Source organism: Dyella soli, assembly GCF_054482295.1.
Window position 1 is genome coordinate 528128 of the sequence record NZ_JBTFFU010000001.1, and the last position, 16645, is coordinate 544772.

The 16645-nt window shown below is 66.5% G+C and carries 17 protein-coding genes, 1 other RNA gene and 1 riboswitch; of the genes, 11 read left to right on the forward strand and 7 right to left on the reverse strand.

What is annotated here, in order from left to right; translation table 11 throughout:
• Window positions 1-51: 51 nt before the first annotated feature.
• Window positions 52-403, reverse strand: a transfer-messenger RNA (tmRNA) gene (ssrA, locus tag ACXU4B_RS02515).
• Window positions 404-522: 119 nt separating this feature from the next.
• Between ssrA and ACXU4B_RS02520 the strand changes: the two genes are divergently transcribed.
• On the forward strand, window positions 523-975 hold the full coding sequence (locus tag ACXU4B_RS02520) for a GNAT family N-acetyltransferase (RefSeq protein WP_131407470.1): 453 nt from the start codon (window positions 523-525) through the stop codon (window positions 973-975).
• A gap of 18 nt (window positions 976-993) precedes the next feature.
• Here the strand turns inward: ACXU4B_RS02520 and smpB are convergent, their stop codons facing one another.
• A complete protein-coding gene (smpB, locus tag ACXU4B_RS02525; protein WP_131407472.1) occupies window positions 994-1485 on the reverse strand; it encodes an SsrA-binding protein SmpB in 492 nt (163 codons plus the stop codon).
• An 82-nt stretch (window positions 1486-1567) separates the two neighbouring features.
• Between smpB and ACXU4B_RS02530 the strand changes: the two genes are divergently transcribed.
• Together ACXU4B_RS02530 and ACXU4B_RS02535 are read left to right on the forward strand one after the other, a co-directional pair.
• A complete protein-coding gene (locus tag ACXU4B_RS02530; RefSeq protein ID WP_131407474.1) occupies window positions 1568-1999 on the forward strand; it encodes a type II toxin-antitoxin system RatA family toxin in 432 nt (143 codons plus the stop codon).
• Window positions 1992-2273, forward strand: coding sequence for an RnfH family protein (locus ACXU4B_RS02535; protein WP_131407476.1), 282 nt, complete (start codon window positions 1992-1994; stop codon window positions 2271-2273). The genes ACXU4B_RS02530 and ACXU4B_RS02535 overlap by 8 nt, the downstream gene beginning before the upstream one ends.
• Window positions 2274-2293: 20 nt before the next feature.
• Here ACXU4B_RS02535 and ACXU4B_RS02540 read toward each other — a convergent pair whose 3' ends face one another.
• Window positions 2294-2740 carry an outer membrane protein assembly factor BamE gene (locus ACXU4B_RS02540; protein ID WP_131407478.1) on the reverse strand — a complete coding sequence of 149 codons (447 nt, stop codon included), beginning with the start codon at window positions 2738-2740 and terminating at the stop codon, window positions 2294-2296.
• Between the two features lie 76 nt (window positions 2741-2816).
• Between ACXU4B_RS02540 and fur the strand changes: the two genes are divergently transcribed.
• Entirely contained in the window at window positions 2817-3233 is a 417-nt protein-coding gene (gene fur / locus ACXU4B_RS02545; RefSeq protein ID WP_131407480.1) for a ferric iron uptake transcriptional regulator, read from the forward strand.
• 340 nt (window positions 3234-3573) lie between these two features.
• Here fur and ACXU4B_RS02550 read toward each other — a convergent pair whose 3' ends face one another.
• Entirely contained in the window at window positions 3574-5169 is a 1596-nt protein-coding gene (locus ACXU4B_RS02550; RefSeq protein WP_131407482.1) for an MASE1 domain-containing sensor histidine kinase, read from the reverse strand.
• Between the two features lie 67 nt (window positions 5170-5236).
• Between ACXU4B_RS02550 and ACXU4B_RS02555 the strand changes: the two genes are divergently transcribed.
• Window positions 5237-5872 (forward strand): response regulator transcription factor, encoded by a 636-nt coding sequence (locus ACXU4B_RS02555; RefSeq protein ID WP_131407484.1) that lies wholly within the window; start codon window positions 5237-5239, stop codon window positions 5870-5872.
• Between the two features lie 118 nt (window positions 5873-5990).
• Here the strand turns inward: ACXU4B_RS02555 and recN are convergent, their stop codons facing one another.
• Window positions 5991-7661, reverse strand: a complete 1671-nt coding sequence (recN, locus tag ACXU4B_RS02560; RefSeq protein ID WP_131410262.1) for a DNA repair protein RecN — start codon at window positions 7659-7661, stop codon at window positions 5991-5993.
• A 119-nt stretch (window positions 7662-7780) separates the two neighbouring features.
• Here recN and hrcA point away from each other — a divergent pair, with 119 nt between their 5' ends.
• The 6 genes from hrcA to ACXU4B_RS02590 all read left to right on the forward strand — a co-directional run bounded on the left by hrcA (window position 7781) and on the right by ACXU4B_RS02590 (window position 15019).
• Window positions 7781-8833 carry a heat-inducible transcriptional repressor HrcA gene (gene hrcA / locus ACXU4B_RS02565; RefSeq protein ID WP_131407486.1) on the forward strand — a complete coding sequence of 351 codons (1053 nt, stop codon included), beginning with the start codon at window positions 7781-7783 and terminating at the stop codon, window positions 8831-8833.
• Window positions 8834-8917: 84 nt separating this feature from the next.
• Window positions 8918-9451, forward strand: a complete 534-nt coding sequence (gene grpE, locus ACXU4B_RS02570) for a nucleotide exchange factor GrpE (RefSeq protein WP_131407488.1) — start codon at window positions 8918-8920, stop codon at window positions 9449-9451.
• Window positions 9452-9610: 159 nt separating this feature from the next.
• A complete protein-coding gene (gene dnaK / locus ACXU4B_RS02575) occupies window positions 9611-11533 on the forward strand; it encodes a molecular chaperone DnaK (RefSeq protein ID WP_131407490.1) in 1923 nt (640 codons plus the stop codon).
• A 128-nt stretch (window positions 11534-11661) separates the two neighbouring features.
• Complete coding sequence (gene dnaJ / locus ACXU4B_RS02580; protein WP_131407492.1) at window positions 11662-12783, forward strand: molecular chaperone DnaJ; 1122 nt, start codon at window positions 11662-11664, stop codon at window positions 12781-12783.
• A 123-nt stretch (window positions 12784-12906) separates the two neighbouring features.
• The gene (gene dapB, locus ACXU4B_RS02585; protein ID WP_131407494.1) at window positions 12907-13710 is read left to right on the forward strand and encodes a 4-hydroxy-tetrahydrodipicolinate reductase; all 804 of its coding nucleotides are present in this window, start codon (window positions 12907-12909) and stop codon (window positions 13708-13710) included.
• A gap of 61 nt (window positions 13711-13771) precedes the next feature.
• A riboswitch (yybP-ykoY riboswitch) is annotated at window positions 13772-13919 on the forward strand.
• A gap of 92 nt (window positions 13920-14011) precedes the next feature.
• Window positions 14012-15019 carry a sodium:calcium antiporter gene (locus ACXU4B_RS02590; RefSeq protein ID WP_131407496.1) on the forward strand — a complete coding sequence of 336 codons (1008 nt, stop codon included), beginning with the start codon at window positions 14012-14014 and terminating at the stop codon, window positions 15017-15019.
• 84 nt (window positions 15020-15103) lie between these two features.
• Here ACXU4B_RS02590 and ACXU4B_RS02595 read toward each other — a convergent pair whose 3' ends face one another.
• Together ACXU4B_RS02595 and ACXU4B_RS02600 are read right to left on the reverse strand one after the other, a co-directional pair.
• Window positions 15104-15856 carry a tetratricopeptide repeat protein gene (locus ACXU4B_RS02595; protein WP_131407498.1) on the reverse strand — a complete coding sequence of 251 codons (753 nt, stop codon included), beginning with the start codon at window positions 15854-15856 and terminating at the stop codon, window positions 15104-15106.
• 85 nt (window positions 15857-15941) lie between these two features.
• Entirely contained in the window at window positions 15942-16637 is a 696-nt protein-coding gene (locus ACXU4B_RS02600) for a 2OG-Fe(II) oxygenase (protein ID WP_131407500.1), read from the reverse strand.
• Window positions 16638-16645: the final 8 nt, after the last annotated feature.

Here is a 16645-nt window from a genome sequence, read left to right on the forward strand (position 1 = left end):
TTGCTATCGCTTGGGTTTCCGGCCTTCGTTGGACTGCGTTGGAGCTTGAATTGGTGGAGGTGGCGGGAGTCGAACCCGCGTCCGAAGGCGCTTGACGCCCGGTACTACATGCTTAGCTCACCGTTGGATCTCGTCCCGCGACAGCACGATGTGCGAAGCGCATCGAAGGACCAGCCTGCTTGATTTAGCCCTTACCGACAGGCGGCAGCTTCGGGCGATCTCGTGATAATGACCCTACATCCACGAGCACGAGCACAAGTGGGTTCGGGGCTAGGCCTTAAGCGGCCAGAGCGTAGTTGTCGTCGTTGGCAACTATAAGTTTGCGGCTGGATTAACGAGGAAAGCTGCCCCCTCGGCATGCACCAAGCCATCTCACTACCCCCGTCGAAGCCAGGACACCCCCGGGGAAGATCGTATTGCTGGTCAGCCAGTATATGGAGCCTTGCATGCATTCAGCAAGGCTGCGCGGCGAGGGGCGTTAGCATCTATGGTGGGTACGGGGACCAACGAGGGGACGCACCGATGGCACGGATACGTCTGGCAGGGCAGGCGGATGCAGGCATCCTGACCGACCTGCGCTGCATGTTTCTCGAGGAACTGGGCCAGCAGCTGCACGACGGTTTTGCCGACACGTTGCGCAGCTGGATCGAAGAGGCATTGCAGGATGGCCGCCTGCTGGTGTGGCTGGCCGAAGTCGATGGCCGTGTCGCCGGCTGTACGGCGGTCAATCCCTATCCACACATGCCGTCGCCGCATTTTCCGCGGGGCGTGGGCTGGTACGTGCTCAATGTCTACGTGAAGCCGGCGCATCGCCGCATTGGGATTGCCCAGGCGTTGCTGGCTTCGGTGGGTGCGGCGGCGCGGGAGCAGGGCGTGGATGCGATGAACCTGCACACCACGGCGAGCGCGCACGGGTTGTACGAACGCTTCGGTTTTCGCACGGCGGTGGACGCCATGAACATGCCGCTCGCCTGACCGGCGAGCGGTGGCACCTCACGCGCTGCGGTTGTGCGCCCGCATGGTGCGCTGCTTCTCGCGCTGCCAGTCGCGTTCCTTCTCGGCGTCGCGCTTGTCGTGGTCCTGCTTGCCCTTGGCGAGGCCGATCTCCACCTTCACCTTGTTGCCTTTCCAGTACATGGCCATCGGGATCAGCGTGTAGCCCTTGCGTTCCACGGCGCCTACGAGCTGGTCGATCTCCGCGCGATGCAGCAGCAATTTGCGCGTGCGGCGATCGTTCGCCACCACGTGGGTGGAGGCGCTGATCAGTGGTGGAATCGACGTGCCCACCAGTTGGATTTCGTTCTTGATGACCATGGCGTAGCTGTCGCCGAAGTTGATGCGGCCGGCGCGCAGCGACTTCACTTCCCAGCCCTGCAGCTCGACGCCGGCCTCGAAGCGCTGGTCGATGTGGTATTCGTGGCGCGCACGCTTGTTCAGCGCGATGGTGCCGCCGGCGTGCTTGTCTTTGTCCTTGGGCTTGGCCATGTCCGCTAAACTTCGGGCTGTTTGCCCTGATAATGATCCGTCCGCAAAGGCCGGATCCAGATGATTCCGATAAGAGGCTGATGTGATCGAGATCCGCCGCAGCGCCCTGGTGCGATATTCACCGGCCCAGATGTTCGACCTGGTCAATGACGTCGAAGCATACCCAAAGCGTTTCCCCTGGTGTGTCGGCGCCGAGGTCATGCAACGAGGTGACGATGTGCTGGTGGCGCGGCTGGATCTCAAGTACGCCGGCTTCCGCCAGAGTTTCACCACCCGTAATACCACGGTTCGTGCGCAGCGCCTGCACATGAGCCTGGTCGATGGACCGTTCCGCAGCCTCGATGGCCTGTGGGAGTTCATCGCCCTGGGCGACGCCGGTTGCAAGGTGTCCTTTGCGCTGGATTTCGACTACGCCGGTCGCCTGGGCGGCACGGCACTGAAACTGGGTTTCCAGGGGCTCGCCGGCCGCATGGTGGACGACTTCTGCCGCGAGGCGGAGCGGGCCTATGCCTGACCAGGTCACGGTCGAGGTCGTGTATGCCGAAGCGTCGCGCCAGGTGGTGCGCCGCGTGACCCTGGCCGCGGGCAGCACGGTGTTGCAGGCGGTCGAGGCTTCAGGCATCGAGGCGGCCGTGGCCGGCCTCGTGATCGATCCCGCGCAGCTGGGCATCTTTTCCCGCAAGGCGGTGCCGGGCCACATCGTGGAAGAGGGCGACCGGGTGGAAATCTACCGGCCGCTCACGCTCGATCCGAAGGACGCGCGCCGGCGCCGGGCCCGCGAGGGCTGACGCCGGCACGGCACGCGGCATCAATGGCCGTCGTTGCCGCCGCCGTCCTTCTTGCCCTGCGAGCCGTCGGTGTTCTTGTCGCCCTTGGTTTCGTCGACCGGATAGCTGGCGTGGTACTTCTTGGTGTCGTCGACCAGCTTCTGGGCGTCTTCGGCGAAGAAGTCGCCGTCGGTACGCACCAGCGAGTCGTTGTTGAAGGTCAGCGTGAGCGTGCGGATCTTGATGTCGCCGCCGCGGTGCTGCTGGGTGGAGACGTAATTCCACTGGTTCTGGCTAAACGGCGAGTTCACCGAGGGGGAACCCATCAGAACCAGGACCTGGCGCTTGGTCATGCCGGGCTGCAGCTGATCCACGTTCTTCTTGTCGAGCAGGTTGCCCTGCTGCACGTCTGGGGTATAGATAAGGCGGCAGCTGGCCAGCGAGATGGCCAGCATGGCAAAACCCAGCGTGCGAATCAGCTTGTGCATGCGTGTTGCGTCCGGATCGTAAAGGTGTCGGATGATACACTAACGGCTTCGTGGCGCCGTGTGCGTGGAGCTTGCTATGGAACAGGAAACCAAAGAACTGCGCAAAGCCGGGCTCAAGGTGACCCACCCCCGCATGCGCATCCTGCAGATCTTCGAGGATGAGGAAGCCCACCACCTCACCGCCGAAGACATCTACAAACGCCTGCTCGCCCATCAGGAAGACATCGGGCTGGCCACCGTCTACCGGGTGCTGACCCAGTTCGAGGCTGCCGGCATCGTCGTCAAGCACAACTTCGAGGGCGGCCAGGCCGTCTACGAGCTGGACCGCGGCAAGCATCACGACCACATGATCGATGTGGACAGCGGAAAGGTCATCGAGTTCGTGAGCGAGGAGATCGAGCGTCTCCAGGCCGAGATCGCCGCCCGCCACGGCTATGTCATCGAGGACCACAGCCTGGTGCTGTACGTGCGCCCGAAGCACCGGGGCAAGTAGACGCCCGAATCCGCGCGTGGAATGGCAGGCCGGTGGCGGCGACGCTGCCGGCCTTTTTGTTGGCCGGGGCTGGCGATCGCCCATAAAAAAAGCCGCAAATGGACTCCTGTCCACTCGCGGCTGATCCGTTACCGGATGGCTCCAGAGGAAGGCGAGTTGCTCGCTCAGCCTGGGTATGCCACCGATTCCGGCGGAACGGCATCCTGCCGCTCTTCTTGCCCACCGTCCCCACGGTTGGCAAGGCTCACCATCTTGCGATGGTGGCTCCCCCACATCGATGGAAGGAGACTAACGAACCCTTCACATCACCGGTATCAGAAAATTTCCTATGCAACGGAAGTCAAACCCTGGCTGAATCGCCGCTGCTCGTGTTGCTGCGCAGCAAAATGCGCAGGTGCACGCCCTGCGACTCGGGGCGCACGCGGAACAGGCCCCCGAGGGAGGTCACCCGGTCGCGCATCCCCTGCATGCCGCGCCCGCCGCGGGGCATGCGGGTGGGCAGGCCGACGCCGTTGTCGCGGATATCGAGCAGGGCCAGCGCGGTGCCCTGGCGTTCGCCGATGCGCAGGCGCAGCTGGAACACGTCGGCCTGGGCGTGCTTGACGGCGTTGGTCGCGCTTTCCTGGACCAGCCGGTAGATCACCGTGCGGGTGTCGTCGTCGAGCATGCGCGGATCGCCATGCAGGTCGGTGTGGTAGGTGACGCCGGCGGCGCTGAGCAGGTCGCGTATCGGGCCTTCGTCGAGCGCGCGCAGCAGACCGAATTCGTCCAGCACGGCGGGTCGCAGGTCGTCGAGCAGGCGGTGCAGCGCACGCCGCATGTGGCCCAGGATGCCGTTGATGGAGGTGCCGATGTCGCCCATGCCGGCCTGGCTCAGGCGGTTTTGCGCGAGCTTGAGGTGGGTCTGGATTGCCGTGAGGTTCTGCCCCAGCTCGTCGTGAAGCTCGGCGGCCATGTGGCGGCGCTGGTTCTCCTCGGCCTGCAGGTTGCCGCGCGCGGCATCGCGCAGCTGGCGTGCGAGGTGGTCCAGGCGCCGGTTGACGGCGGCCAGGTAGACGTTCTGTTCGGCCACGCGCTCGCTGCTGCGGCGCAGGGCATCGGTGGCCGAACCCAGCATCAGGGCGCCGGTGCCGGCCACGGCCAGGAACAGCTCGCCCGGCGCGCCTGCGGGACCATGGCCTGACATGTGGTCGACCACGGTCATGCCCAGGCTGGAAATCAGCATGACCAGGCTGGCGCCACGCCAGCCGTGGCGGAACGCGAAGAACAGCACCGGGGCCAGCGACAGTACGCGCGCGAACTGGGGTTGCGGCGCGTCGTGCGAGGACAGCGTCAGGAGGATCGCCAGCGAAGGCAGCATCACCAGCAGGCCGTCCATCAGCAGGCTGCCCAGTGCGCGCTTGGCCAGCCGGGCACGTGTCAGCATGATCAGGAACGGCACGACCAGCAGGATGCCGACGTAGTTGCCCAGCAGATCCTGTCCCAGCGCCTGCACCATCAGGTCCGAGGTGGGGCTGGCATGGATCAGGGCGAGCAGGACGGCATCGGTGGCGGTGGTCGCGGCCACCGTGAAGGCGGCCGAGAGCAGCAGCCGCGCCACGTCCTCCGGGTCACGCAGGCTGGCGTGCAGGGTCGCCCGTCGCATCAGCCAGAGGCAGATCGCCACCACGGTGGGTTCGGGGACCTCGCCGAGGAGGAAGCCCGTCCAGCCCAGCGGAAGTCCGTGGGCCATGCTGATCAGGCCCGTGGCCGCAAATTCCGCGCCGAGCAGTAGCGGCCAGCGCTGGATCGGTGCCAGCAGCAGGGCGCCGAAGCGAAGGCCGTACGGCAGCATCCAATAGGGTTGTTCGGTCGGCCACAGCAGCAGCCAGAGCAGGAAATAGCCGAGTCCCAGCAAAAAGGCCGAGCCCGGGAGTGCGGAAGATTTCGATGGCATGCGCGAGATGGTACACGCCGCGAAGAGGGGTATAGGCGGCTCCCCCGCAGGCTGCTATACATGTGCCATGTACAGCATTGTCCTGGTCGATGACCATGCCATCGTCCGCGAGGGGTTCAAGCGGCTGATCGAACTGGAACCGGATCTCGAGGTGGTAGCGGAGTGCCGCTGCGCCGACGATGCGGTGGAAGCGGTTGGCTCGCGACGGCCTGATCTCGTGGCGCTCGATCTCTCGCTGCCCGATGGCAGCGGGCTGCCGTTGATCGAGCACCTGCGCAGCGTGGCGGCGGATACGCGCATCGTGGTGCTGAGCATGCACGACGGCGAGCCTTACGTATCCGAAGCGCTGCGCCGCGGTGCCAGTGGCTACGTCACCAAGGGCGTGGCGCCGGAAGAACTGGTGGCCGGGCTGCGTGCCGTGATGCAGGGTGAATGCTTTCTCAGTTCGGACCTGCGCCAGCGGCGCGCCGAACGCCCCGGGGCCGCGCTCGATCCGCTCGATCGCCTGACCACGCGCGAGCGGGAGGTGTTCCTGTTGCTGGCGGCCGGGCGGGCACCGAAGCAGGTGGCGGGCGAGCTGGGTATCGGCCAGAAGACGGTCTACATCCACCGTGCGAGCCTGATGGGCAAGCTCGGCGCAGGTTCGGAACTGGACCTCTATCGCATGGCGACCGAGCGAGGCTTGTTGCCGCGGCGCAACTGATCCCGCGTTACTCCCTCGGGAGGCCCGCAGGCCGACCGGGTGGGGAGGATGCAGGGCAGGGGGCTGCGATCAGGCCAACCTGCCGCGCCCCGCGACGACGCAACCTGGCGAGCCCGGCTCAGACTTGCGCGCGCTCCAGCATCTGCCTGGCGTGGGCCCGCGTTTCGCGCGTGATCTCCACGCCGCCGAGCATGCGGGCCAGTTCATCGCGACGTCCCGCCGCGTCCAGCGCCTCGATCTGGGTGCGCGTGGACGCGCCATCGCTGGCCTTGCTGACACGCAGGTGCGCGTGACCCTGTGCAGCGACCTGCGGCAGGTGGGTCACGCACAGCACCTGGCGCTCACCGCCCAGCGCGCGCAGCTTCTGGCCGACGACCTCGGCCACTGCACCGCCAATGCCGGTATCGACCTCGTCGAACACCATGGTGCCCACGGTGTCCTTGCCCAGCGTGGCCACTTCGATGGCCAGGCTGATGCGTGCCAGTTCGCCGCCTGAGGCCACCTTGCGCAAGGGGCGCGGCGGTTGTCCCGGGTTGGCGCTGACCAGCAGTTCGCAGCGTTCGCGGCCCTGCGCATCGGGTTCGTGGTCGCTGGAAGACTCCAGCTCGACCACCAGGCGGCCACCGCTCATGCCCAGTTCGGACATCAGTTGGCTGACTTCGCTGCCCAGCCGGCCGGCGGCGTCGTGGCGTGACTTGCCGAGTTTTTCCGCGGTGTCGTTGTATTGCTGCTGCAGGCGCTGGCGCTGGGCAGCCAGTTTTTCCAGCGCGTCGCCAGCGCCTTCCAGCTCGGCGAGTTCGTCGCGCAGCGTGGCCGCCTTGTCGTGCAGTTCGGCCGGCGGCACGCGATGACGACGGGACAGTTCGTGCAGCCGGGTCAGATGCGTGTCCACGTCGGCATAGCGGTCGGGTTCCAGATCGACGTCCAGGGCATAGCGGCCCAGGCCATCGGCTGCCTCGCTGAGCTGGATCGACGCGTTGTCCAGCAGCTCCAGCCAGGGCGCCAGCTTGTCGTCGAGCGCGGCCAGCTTGCTCATTTCCAGCTGGGCGCGCCCGAGCGCGCGGCGCAGGGCGAACTCGCTCTCGCCGTCCAGCAGTTCGACCACGCCGCCGGCACCTTCCGCCAGGCGCCCGGCATTGGCCAGTCGCTTGTGGCTGGCTTCCAGCTCGGTCAGTTCGGCGGTGGGCAGCGCCCACTTTTCCAGTTCGCCCAGCTCATGGCTGAGCAGCTCGATCCGCTGCTCGCGGTCGTCGCCGCCGCTGAGCTTGCGGATGCGCGTGCCCAGCTCGCGCCATTGCGTGGCCAGCTCGCGGATCTCGCCGACCAGCGCCTCGTTGCCGGCGTAGGCGTCGAGCAATTCAAGCTGGTGCGCACGCGCGAGCAGGGCCTGGTGCTCGTGCTGGCCATGGATCTCCACCAGCAGCGTGGCCAGTTCGCCGAGCTGGCTGGCGTTGGCCGGGCGGCCGTTGATCCACGCCCGCGAGCTGCCCTCGGCGCGGATGACGCGGCGGAGCTGGCAAGTGTCTTCCTCGTCCAGCTCCTCGCGGCGCAGCCACTCGCGCGCCTCGGGGAGGTCGGAAAGGTCGAACTCGGCGGTCAGCTCGGCGCGGTCGCTGCCGGCGCGCACCATGCCGCTGTCGGCGCGGGCGCCAGCCAGTAGCATGAGGGCGTCGACCAGCAGGGACTTGCCGGCTCCGGTCTCGCCGCTGACCACGGTAAGACCCGGGCCGAAGGTGATCTCGGCTTCTTCGACGACAGCAAAATGACGGACGTAGAGCGAAGTGAGCATGGTCTGGGGCACGTTGAAGTCGGTCGATTGTAGCGGCTGACCGGCGGGGCAAAAGGTGCCGGGCTTGCGCGCGGGCTCGTCAGACCTTATTTCTTTTACGTCTCACGGATTGCTACAGCATGCCTGTCTCTGACCTCGATGCCCGCGCGCGCCGCCTGTTGCGCACCCTGATCGCCCAATACCTGGCCGATGGCGAGCCCGTGGGTTCGCGCACGCTGTCGCGTTCGTCCGGGCTGGACGTCAGCCCGGCCACCATCCGCAACATCATGGCCGACCTGGAAGAGGCCGGCCTGGTGGCCTCGCCGCACACCTCGGCCGGGCGCGTGCCGACGCCGCGCGGCCTGCGCCTGTTCGTGGACAGCCTGATCGAACTGCAGCCCTTGCCGCTCGAAGAGATGGCGCGCCTGCGCCTGGAGATGCCGCCGGGCCCCACTACCACGCGCGACCTGCTCGGCAACGTTTCGACCCTGCTGTCGGCCATGACCCGTTTCGCGGGCGTGGTGACGGTGCCGCGGCAGGTGGACTTCCCGCTGCGCCACATCGATTTCGTGCCGCTGCCCGATGCACGCGTGCTGGTGATCCTGGTGTTCTCGGACAACCAGGTGCAGAACCGCATCGTGCAGCTGGCCAGGCCGCTGGAGGCACGGGAGCTGGAGCAGGCGGCCAACTACCTCAACAGCCAGTTCGCCGGCCAGCGCCTGGACGATATCCGCACGCATCTGTTGCGTGAGCTGCGCGAGACCAGCGGGGAGCTCAACCGGCTGCTGTCCAGCGCGGTGGAGCTGGCGGCGGCGTCGTTTGCGCCGCAGGCCGAGAGCGATGACGTGCTGGTGAGCGGCCAGACCAATCTGATGGGCTATTCCGAGCTGGCCAACCTGGAGCGCCTGCGCGAACTGTTCGAGGCGTTCCAGAAGAAGAATGAGCTGGTGCAGCTGCTGGAGGTATGCGCCCGGGCCCCCGGCGTGCGGCTGTTCATTGGCGAGGAGTCGGGGTTCGCCGCGCTGGATGGCTGTAGCCTGGTCACCGCCAGCTATGGTGCCCAGGGACGCGTGCTGGGTGCGGTGGGCGTGATTGGCCCCACCCGCATGGCCTACGAACGGGTCATCCCGGTAGTGCAGGCCACGGCCGGTTTGCTCAGCGATGCCTTGAATCGCGCCGCTACGACCCTATAACGCGCCCGGGAGGCGGGTTTTACCCGCAAGTTTGTAGACGGTTGGTGCCTTGCGCACCAGCCATGGTATGGCTTGGAGTAATACATGCAGAGCAACGACCCAACGACGTCCAACGAGGCGCAGGGCAGCGGCGCGCAGGGCGAATCGCCCAACGCCGAGCTGGAGGCCCTCAAGACGCGCATCGCCGAGCTGGAGGCCGGCAACGCCGAATTGCGCGAGACCGTGCTGCGCGAAAAGGCCGAGATCGAGAACCAGCGCCGCCGGCTGCATCGCGACGTGGAGCAGGCTCGCCGCTTCGCCAACGAGAAGCTGCTGAACGAGCTGCTGCCGGTCTACGACGGCCTCGAGCGCGGCCTGCAGGTGGAAAGCGGCGACATTGCCAGTGTGCGCGAAGGCATTGCGCTTACCCTCAAGTCGCTGCTGAAGATTGCCGAAAACAACGGTCTGGTGCAGGTCGACCCGGTCGGCCAGCCGCTGGATCCGGAGCGGCATCACGCGGTGAGCATGGTCGACGCCCCGGGGGCGGCACCCAATTCAGTGGTCAGCGTGCTGCAGAAGGGTTATGTGCTGAACGATCGACTGCTGCGCCCGGCGCTGGTGGCGGTCGCAAAGGATTGACGCACCGGCCGGAGGCCGAGGACGCCTGAATCGCGTCCCCTTCCGGCACCGGTGTCAAGGGCTTTGGGGTCTTGCCGGCATTGAGATGCCGCGCATCGAGCCCCATCTGGAAACCAGTCGCGGCCGAGGGGTCGCTTAAAGAATTCGGGAGTAGACAACATGGGCAAAATCATTGGTATCGACCTGGGCACGACCAACTCGTGCGTCGCGGTGATGGATGGCACCACCGCCAAGGTCATCGAGAATGCCGAAGGTGATCGCACCACGCCTTCCATCGTGGCCTTCACCAAGGACAACGAAGTCCTGGTGGGCGCGCCGGCCAAGCGCCAGAGCGTGACCAACCCCAAGAACACCTTCTACGCGGTGAAGCGCCTCATCGGCCGCAAGTTCACCGACGCGGAAGTGCAGAAAGACCTGCATATCGTGCCCTACGGCATCGTGGCGCACGAGAACGGTGACGCCTGGGTGCAGACCGCCGACCTCCGCAAGATGGCCCCGCAGGAGATCTCGGCCAAAGTGCTGATGAAGATGAAGAAGACCGCCGAGGACTATCTCGGCGAGCCGGTCACGGAAGCCGTGATCACGGTACCGGCCTACTTCAACGACAGCCAGCGCCAGGCCACCAAGGACGCCGGCCGCATCGCGGGCCTGGACGTCAAGCGCATCATCAACGAGCCGACCGCGGCCGCGCTGGCCTATGGTCTGGACAAGAAGGGCGGCGACCGCAAGATCGCCGTGTACGACCTTGGCGGCGGCACCTTCGACGTGTCGATCATCGAGATCGCCGAAGTCGACGGCGAGAAGCAGTTCGAAGTGCTGGCCACCAACGGCGACACCTTCCTGGGTGGCGAAGACTTCGACATGCGCGTCATCGACTACCTGGTCGAAGAATTCAAGAAAGACCAGGGCATGGACCTGCGCAAGGATCCGCTGGCCCTGCAGCGCCTGAAGGACGCTGCCGAGCGCGCGAAGATCGAGCTGTCCTCCAGCCACCAGACCGAAGTGAACCTGCCGTACATCACGGCCGACGCGTCCGGTCCCAAGCACCTCAACATCAAGCTGACCCGCGCCAAGCTCGAGGCGCTGGTGGAAGACCTGGTCAAGCGTACCATCGACCCCTGCCGCACCGCGCTGAATGACGCCGGCCTGCGCGTGTCCGACATCAACGAGGTGATCCTCGTCGGTGGCCAGACCCGCATGCCCAAGGTGCAGGAGTCGGTGAAGGACTTCTTCGGCAAGGAGCCCCGCAAGGACGTCAATCCGGACGAGGCCGTCGCTGTCGGCGCCGCGATCCAGGGCGGCGTGCTGGGCGGTACCGTCAAGGACGTGCTGCTGCTGGACGTCACCCCGCTGTCGCTCGGCATCGAGACGATGGGCGGCGTGATGACCAAGCTGATCGAGAAGAACACCACCGTGCCGACCAAGGCCTCGCAGGTGTTCTCCACCGCCGACGACAACCAGACCGCCGTGACCGTGCACGTGCTGCAGGGTGAGCGCGAGCGCGCCAGCGCCAACAAGTCGCTGGGCAAGTTCGACCTGCAGGGCATCGACGCCGCGCCGCGCGGCATGCCGCAGATCGAGGTCACCTTCGACATCGACGCCAACGGCATCCTGCACGTGTCGGCCAAGGACAAGAAGACCGGCAAGGAACAGAAGATCGAGATCAAGGCCGGCTCGGGCCTGTCCGAGGAAGAGATCAACCGCATGGTGGCCGACGCCGAGGCCAACAAGGAAGAAGACCGCAAGTTCCACGAGCTCGTCGGTGCCCGCAACAAGGCCGACCAGATGGTGCACGCCACCCGCAGCGCGCTCAAGGAGCACGGCGGCAAGGTGCCGGCTGACCAGCTCAGCACGATCGAAGGCGCGCTGTCCGACCTGGAGAAGGTCAAGGACGGCGACGACAAGGCGGCCATCGAGGCCAAGGTCGAGAAGCTCGAGCAGGTGGCCCAGGCGCTGTACGCCGCGGCCCAGGGCAGTGCCCAGGCGGAAGCCGGTGCGGCCCATGCCGGCCCGCAGGGCAGCGCCAGCCATGATGACGTGGTCGATGCCGAGTTCACTGAAGTCAAGGACGACAAGAAGTAATATTGGCCGGTCGGCGCTGCCGATCTGACGCAGCCCGCGCCGGGGAAACTCCTTGGCGCGGGCTGTTTGTTGAATAGGCATGGATCGCGCGATTCATGTGGAAAACGCGATTCGAGTCGGAAGCAAGAATGAGCAAGCGTGACTATTACGAAATCCTGGGCGTCGAACGCACCGTCACCGAAGGCGACCTGAAGAAGTCGTTCCGTCGGCTGGCGATGAAGTACCACCCGGACCGCTGTCCGGACGATCCGCATGCGCAGGAGAAATTCAAGGAGGCCAAGGAGGCCTACGAAGTACTGTCCGACGCGCAGAAGCGCGCCATGTATGACCAGCACGGCCACGCCGCCTTCGAGCATGGCATGGGCGGTCGCGGTGGCAACGGCTTCGGCGACATGGGCGACATCTTCGGGGACATCTTCGGCGACATTTTTGGCGGCGGCGGCCGCAACCGGGCCCGTCGCGGCTCGGACCTTCGCTACATCATGGAGCTCGACCTCGAGGAAGCCGTGTTCGGCGTCGAGCGGAAGTTCGAGATTCCCACCCAGGTCAATTGCCATCACTGCAATGGCTCGGGCTCCGCGGACGGCAAGACCGTTTCGTGCAAGACCTGCCACGGGCATGGCCGCGTGCGCATGCAGAACGGCATTTTCTCCATCCAGCAGGCCTGTCCGCATTGCGGCGGCAGCGGCCAGGCGATCGAGAATCCCTGCCGGGAGTGCGATGGCGAAGGCCGCCTGGAAGAAACCCGCGCGCTGTCGGTGAACATTCCGGCCGGCGTCGACAACGGCGATCGCATTCGCCTTGCCGGGCAGGGCGAGGCCGGCCCCGCCGGCGCCGAGGCAGGCGACCTGTACGTTGAAGTGCGCGTGCGCGAGCACGCCATCTTCCAGCGTGACGGCAACGACCTGCATTGCGAGCTGCCGATCCGCTTCTCGCAGGCGGCGCTGGGCGCCGAGCTGCAGGTGCCGACGCTCGACGGCGAAGTGGCCATCAACATTCCGCCGGAAACCCAGACCGGCCAGCTGTTCCGCCTGCGCGGCCGTGGCGTGAAGTCGGTGCGCAGCAGCCGCACGGGCGACCTGATCTGCCGCGTGGTGGTGGAAACCCCGGTACGCCTGACCAAGCAGCAGCGCGAGTTGTTCGAGCAGCTCGAAGCCACGTTTGCCGGCGGCGCCGCCGACCAGCACACGCCGCGGGCGAAGTCCTGGGTCGACGGGGTCAAGCAGTTCTGGTCGCGCGTCACCTCGTAAGCGGCTGCGCCTCGGGCGGATGCGCCCAGGCGCCTCTCTCGTACTGGCTTGTGTACGCAGCGCGCGGCTGCGGCTAGCATCGCGTCTTCCGTCTTTGCAGCCGTCCTGGGTAGGAGTCAACGCATGAGCGATCCCGTCCGCATCGCCATCAACGGCGCTACCGGCCGCATGGGACAGGCCCTGCTGGGACTTGTGAAGGGCGACCCGCGCTTCGTCCTCGTGGCGGCGATCACCGGTCCGGAATCGCGCCAGCTTGGCCAACCGGTCTACGCCGGCGACGGGTCACGCTGCTTTACCCACGAGTGGCCCGCCGCTGGCGCGCTCGACGTGGTGATCGATTTCAGCGGGCCGGCAGGGCTGGCCGAGGCGCTGACGCATTGCGAGTCCCATGGTGTTGCCCTGGTGACCGGGACCACCGGCCTGGACGCGACCTTCGAGCCGCGCCTGGTGGCATCGGCGCAACGCGTGGCATTGTTGCGTTCGGCCAATTTCAGCCTGGGCGTCGCCGTGCTGACGCGATTGTTGCGTGAAGCGGCCGCGGCGCTGCCGGAGTGGGACCTCGACATCATCGAGGCGCACCACAACCGCAAGGAAGACGCACCCTCGGGCACCGCGCTGGCCTTGGGCGAAGCCGCTGCCGCAGCGCGTGACACGACGCTCAGGGAAAGCGCCGTCTACGCGCGGGAAGGCCGCACCGGTCCACGTCAAACGGGCACCATCGGCTTCGCGGTGGTGCGTGGCGGCGACATCGTCGGCGAGCACGTGGCCTTGCTGATGGGGCAGGGCGAACGGGTGGAGCTGGCGCATCGCGCGAGCGATCGTTCGATCTTTGCGCGCGGTGCGCTGGAGGCGGCGCACTGGCTCAGTGGTCGCGCCGCTGGCGCCTATGACCTCGACGCCATGCTGGCCGAGCGCGCCACGCGCTGAACGTTGCTCCGACGGGGCGGCAGCGTGCCGCCCGGTTTGCCGCGCGCGGCGCTGGCCGCTACCATGCGTGGCATTGTCATTGGGGAGTAGCCATCCTCACCCCGCGCAGGCCGCACGGCTTGCGACAGCAGAGGAATCCGCGTCAACAGACTTGAGGCCTCGGCTTCATGGCGCGGATGGCCATCGATACCTTCAGGTATTGGCGGCCCGGCGAGACCTTTGGCCACGACGCGCTTACCCTTGCCGGGCGAGCCCGCGTCGTTGAGCCAATGGTTTTCGCTTGCCCGGCACTGGAAGACGCATGCTTACCGCACTGTTGTTCCTGCTCTCGGCCGGCGCGATCTATATCGCCTGCGAATACTTCGTCAACGGCGTGGAATGGTTCGGCCAGAAGCTCAACCTGGGGGCCACGGCCACCGGGACCATCCTGGCCGCCTTCGGCACGGCCTTGCCCGAGAGCGCCGTGACCTTCGTGGCCGTCGTGCTGGGCCGCACGCCGGAGCAGAAGGACATCGGCGTCGGCGCGGCACTGGGTGGCCCGCTGGTGCTCGCCACCATCGCCTATGCCGTGGTGGGTATTGCCCTCTGGATGAATCGTCGCCGCTTGCAGCGTGCCGACAACCTGGTTCGCGTGGAACATGGCCGGCTGGCGCGCGACCAGTCGTGGTTCCTGGCAATCTTCGTGGTCAAGTGCGGGCTGGGTCTCGTGGCATTCGCTTTCAAGCCGTGGCTGGGCCTGCTGTTTATCGCGGCCTACGCGCTGTACGTATGGCGCGAACTGCAGCATGAGGACACGGCGCCGGAAGACGAGGCGCTCGAGCCGCTCAAGTTCCAGCCCGCGTCCGCCGACCCGGCGCTGTCGCGCGTCATCCTGCAGACCACGCTGGCCCTGGTGGTCATCGCCTTCGCCTCGCATACCTTCGTCAAGCAGATCGAGGCGATCGGCCTGGCCCTGCAGTTGTCGCCGCACCTCGTGGCACTCGTGCTCAGCCCGGTGGCCACCGAGTTGCCCGAAACCATGAATGCGCTGATCTGGGTGCGCCAGGGCAAGGAGCGGCTGGCCCTGGCCAATATTTCCGGCGCGATGATGATCCAGGCCACCATCCCCAGTTCCATGGCCTTGTTTGCCACGCCGTGGCTGTTCGATGCGCCGTTGATGGTGGCAGGCGTGCTGACCGGCGTTGCGGTGATCTATCTGTGGTGGATGTTCCGGCGCGGCCGCGTCGACGCGCGCTGGCTGGTGCCGGTGGGTCTGCTGTACGGCGTGTTCGCCGCGTATATCGCCTGGCATTTCGCCAGCCAGGCCTGATCCGTCGGTCGCGGTGGTCCGGCCCGGACCACCGTCGATGGATGGGCGCGCGGGCCCGATGGCTGCCGCAAGGCCGCCCGCGGCTCAGGGCTCGCCCAGTTGCGCCAGCTCCAGCCGGGCCGCCTTCAGCCACGGCTGTTCCTTGCGCCGGTAGTAACCCGGCATCAGCTCGGCACGCCGGATCTGGGCCTGCCAGACGTCCTTCGCCTCGGCATGGCGCTGGGTCCTGGCCAGCAGGCGCCCGTAGCGGAAGCGGCCTTCCTCGCCCGGATAGCTGTCGGCCAGCACGCGGTATTCCTCGAGCGCTGCCTCGGACTCGCCCAATTCCTCCAGGCAGCGGGCATAGAGCAAATGTCCATCGCTGGATTTGTAGCCGGGATTGGCCTGGATCAGGGCCTCAAGTGTGCGGCGCGCGGCGACGTGGTCACCCTGGCCTGACTGTGCCCTGGCCAGGCCGAGCATGAAGTCAGGCTCGGTGACGTACATGCCGGTGAGCAGGCCCTGGTAGAGCTCTTGCGCATTGGTGTAGTCGCCCAGCTGCAGGCTTTCTTCGGCGAGGTGGCGGCGATTGTCCACCGTGTTGCTCAGTTCGAGCCGGCGCTGCAACTCGCGTCGCCGCCGCTGCGGGTCGATCATCTGCAGGGCCTTGCTGGCGGCCTTGCGTCCGCGCGGGTCGTGGCGCAGGTCGGGCAGCACGGCGATGAGGACATAGACCAGCACGGCGAGGTACGAGCCGATCAGGATCAGCCAGATCCAGTACAGCGGGCGGCCGCTGCGCACGACGTGGACGGCACAGGCGACCTGCAGGGCAATGGACAGCAGAAAAACGACGGGCATGCCTGATTCCTTGGGCGCGACCATGGCGGAGCCGCGGCTGCTGGGTGACGACGGATTCCCGCGGCATCCCCCGCGGGCGAGATGCTTAGTCCTTGTGGGAGGCGTTGCGATCGCGACCGGCACCGAGCTTGCGGTCGAGCGAACCGAACAGCTTCTTGAAGGCGCGCGAGAAGTTGCCGCGCTTGGTCTTGCGCAGTTTCTCTTCCTCGCTGGTAAGCCAGGCCACCTGGATCACGCGACGCTCGCCCTCATAGGGCAAGTGGCCATGGAACGAATTGTCGCAGCGCTTGAACACGGCGAACTCGCCGTACAGGGGCTTGAGTTCGGGCGCGATCAGGCTGTCGATGTTGTCGATGCTGCCGAGAAAGCGCAGGCAGCCGTCGCTGGTGTCCGGCCATAGGCCATTGAGGTAAAGCAGGGCCGTGGCGACCTTGGACTTGCTGTCGGTGTGGATGGTGCCGTGGCGCTTGTTCAGCGACCGGCACAGGGTGATCAGGGTGGGGTACTGCCCAAGATTGGTGATGCCAAGGCGCTGCCCGATGGCGCTCGCAAACTCCGGTGAGATCAGTCGCTGCACCAGTGCGTTGATCGACGGGCCGCAGTCGCTGGCGTCGTACGGGAAGAAGCCGGCGCTGGCGTAGCGCGGAAAGTCGCGCTCCAGGTCGCCGCGCGCTTCGTCCGGCAACTGGCCATGAGCGATCAGAAACGGGAACGGTTCCTGCCGTATGTCCGTGTCCGGTCGGTCGAGGCGGGCGGGATCGAGCAGCGCGGCTGAGTTCATGGAAGTCC